The sequence below is a fragment of the Bacteroides sp. 519 genome (assembly GCF_010500955.1).
Classification (GTDB): Bacteria; Bacteroidota; Bacteroidia; order Bacteroidales; family Bacteroidaceae; genus Bacteroides.
This window is the reverse complement of record NZ_QVMJ01000048.1, coordinates 14,215-17,041: the sequence shown is the minus strand read 5'-3', so window position 1 is coordinate 17,041 and position 2,827 is coordinate 14,215. Positions and strand designations below refer to the sequence as shown.

2 protein-coding genes are annotated in these 2,827 nt (G+C 38.9%); one reads left to right on the top strand and one right to left on the bottom strand.

Annotation, left to right across the window (positions count from 1 at the left end; all coding sequences use genetic code 11):
* The first annotated feature begins 458 nt into the window (after window positions 1-458).
* A complete protein-coding gene (locus D0T85_RS21330) occupies window positions 459-1,460 on the top strand; it encodes an Rpn family recombination-promoting nuclease/putative transposase (protein WP_163215544.1) in 1,002 nt (333 codons plus the stop codon).
* 61 nt (window positions 1,461-1,521) lie between these two features.
* On the opposite strand, the gene D0T85_RS21325 is transcribed toward D0T85_RS21330, so the two are convergent.
* Entirely contained in the window at window positions 1,522-2,541 is a 1,020-nt protein-coding gene (locus D0T85_RS21325) for a hypothetical protein (protein ID WP_163215543.1), read from the bottom strand.
* Window positions 2,542-2,827 lie beyond the last annotated feature (286 nt).

The following is a 2,827-nucleotide window of genomic DNA, read 5'->3' as shown; positions in this document are numbered from 1 at the left end:
CACAGAAACACGGAGCTTTTCCTTGTGCTGAACACGGAGACTTCGCTTTTACTCAAAAATAGGCCAACGGCCTTATAGCTTCTAGCGTAGGTCAACGGCCTACGCAATGATGTTACATGAAAATGCGAGGCTGTAGGCCTCGAAGCGTATTGTATGCAAGAAAGCTCCGAGGCTTACAGCCTCGCATTCCATGCGGTATCCTTCATCGTAGGCCGTTGGCCTACGCTAGAGGCTATTAGGCCGTTGGCCTATTTTAAGTATTGTACGACAAAAGCGAAGCCTCCGTGTTCAGCACAAGGAAAAGCTCCGTGTTTCTGTGTCTCCGTGTTTTAATTCATTTCCAATCTGATTTGAACCAAAATTATGAAACATGAACAATGCAGGTTAATTCTTAGTCACATTCTTGACAATCTCCCAAATTTCCAGTAAGTTTGTTGTCGCAACTAACACTTAAAGTTATGGGAAGCGAAGGACTTATAGAAAAATATATCAACCCTTATACTGATTTTGGGTTCAAAAAGCTGTTTGGAACCGAACTCAACAAAGATTTGTTAATCAGTTTTCTGAACTCGTTGTTGCCTGATGGACAAGTTATAAAAGATGTTACCTACCTCAATGCCGAACATCTTGGCACACTGGAAGCCGATCGGCGTGCAGTATTCGATGTTTATTGTGAAAACGAACAAGGCGAAAAGTTCCTGGTGGAGATGCAAAAAGGTGAACAGCAGTTTTTTAAAGACCGTAGTATATTTTACACCACATTCCCCATTCGCGAGCAAGCAGTGAAAGGCAAGAGCTGGAATTATGAGTTGAAAGCAGTTTATACAGTTGGTATCCTTAACTTCTCGTTCGACAACGATAACAACGATTATTACCATCACGAAGTAAGACTTGTAGATGTAGCCACGCAGGAAGTATTTTATGATAAGCTAACGCTCATTTATCTGGAGATGCCCAAGTTCAATAAAACCGAATATGAATTGGAAAACATGTTCGATAAATGGATGTTTGTGCTTCGTAATCTTTCCAGATTAATGGAACGTCCTGCTGCCCTACAAGAGCGAATATTTACCCGCCTGTTCGAAACAGCCGAAATAGCTCGCTTCAACCGCAAGGAACTGGTTGAGTACGAAGACAGTTTGAAGAATTACCGCGACTGGTATAGTGTAATGGAAACATCCGAAAAGAAAGGATTGGCTAAGGGACTTGAAAAAGGTCGAGAAGAAGGACTTGCCGAAGGACTTGAAAAGGGACGCGAAGAGGGGCTTATAGAGGGAATTGAAAAAGGGATTGCAGAAGGGATTGAAAAAGGGATTGAAAAAGGACTTGCAGAAGGGATTGAAAAAGGGCGCGAAGAAGGTATTCTTGAAATTGCTCGCAAAATGAAATCTAATTCTATTCCTTTACACACAATTCAGGAATTGACAGGACTTTCTTTGAAAGAAATAGAAAATATCTGATAGTTGAAGGAAAAATGCGATAACATCCCGGCAGAATAATCCTACCGGGATTTTTCATTTTCTACTTTACATCCTCTCTTTCCGACTTTCCTGTAAACATATGAACCTTCGATGAGTTTTCTATCGCTTTCACCGCTATATCTTTCACATTACCTTCTGCTCGATTAGCTTTTTCCGCATAATCTTTCATTTGCGTTTGCAGTTCGGTTATTTTTTCCTGTAAAGAAGTAATCATTTGGTCTTTCAGGCGAATGTCTATCTCATTTTGTTTCTCTATAAGTTTAATATCAAAGTCGTATTTGGTTTGCAGTAACTTTGTTATTTCAGATTCTTTGTCTTTTATTGCTTTATCTAGTTTTGCCGGAAACTCAAGATTGGCTTTACGCAATTCATTTAATTCGGCTTCTGCGTTTTTAAGTTCCAGTTCACGACTTGCTACTTCTTGCTCAAATTTCTCTTTTCGTTCAACCAGTTCTCTTTCTTGTTGTGCTTTCTTGTTTTCATACTCATCTTCTTCTTTCTTGCGTCTTATTTTCAGGTTATAGGAATATTCCTCTTCTTCTCTTTTCCTCCGTTTTAATGTTCCTTCCTGAAACTCTTTTTCTTCCGTTTCCTGTTTTGTTTTCTTCTGTTCCCATTGTTCTTTCTTCAATGCCATTTCGGCAGCGAAGGTTTGTTCCTTTTGCTGCATTTCTTTTTCAAACTTTTCTTTCTTTTCTTTTTGAACAAGCAACATTGCAGCCAAAGAGTCCGTATTGGCAGAGAGCGAATATAAATCTTCCAATGATTGTTTCTCAATTATAATAGCAGAACGAATCTCTTCCAGCTTTTTATATTCTTTTTCCAGATTTGTTTGTAGCTCGTCTAACGCTTTACTCAAATCTGATTTTAATGATATAATACCTTTCACTATGCTATCATTAGTAACATCAGAAACTTTTTTGAGGGTTTCTTTTTTCTGTTTTTCTTCCTGTATCTGTTTAGGGATATCCGATTTGGCTTGTTGCACTTCTTTCAGCAATTCTTCGTAAGCATCCAGAATCTCGGTTTTTGTGTTTTTGGTTGATACTTTAGGTTCCATTCAGTAAACTATTTTATGGTTATGACATTGATAATTGATTTTGTATCTTTTCGTTTTGGAAATCATACAAATATAGAAGTATTTTCTTTAAATACCAGTCAATAATTACTTTATATTATAATGGAACTCGTTGGATCGTCAAGTCGTTTGGTTCAGTTAGAGGCTGAGTTGAACTAAAAGTGAGGTAGAGGTAAAGTAGGCGATGCCGCATGGATTCCCCGCCCTTGAGGGGCGGGGTGGCCTTTAGGCCGGGGCGGGGAGTGAAAACATACCGCATGGAAAATCG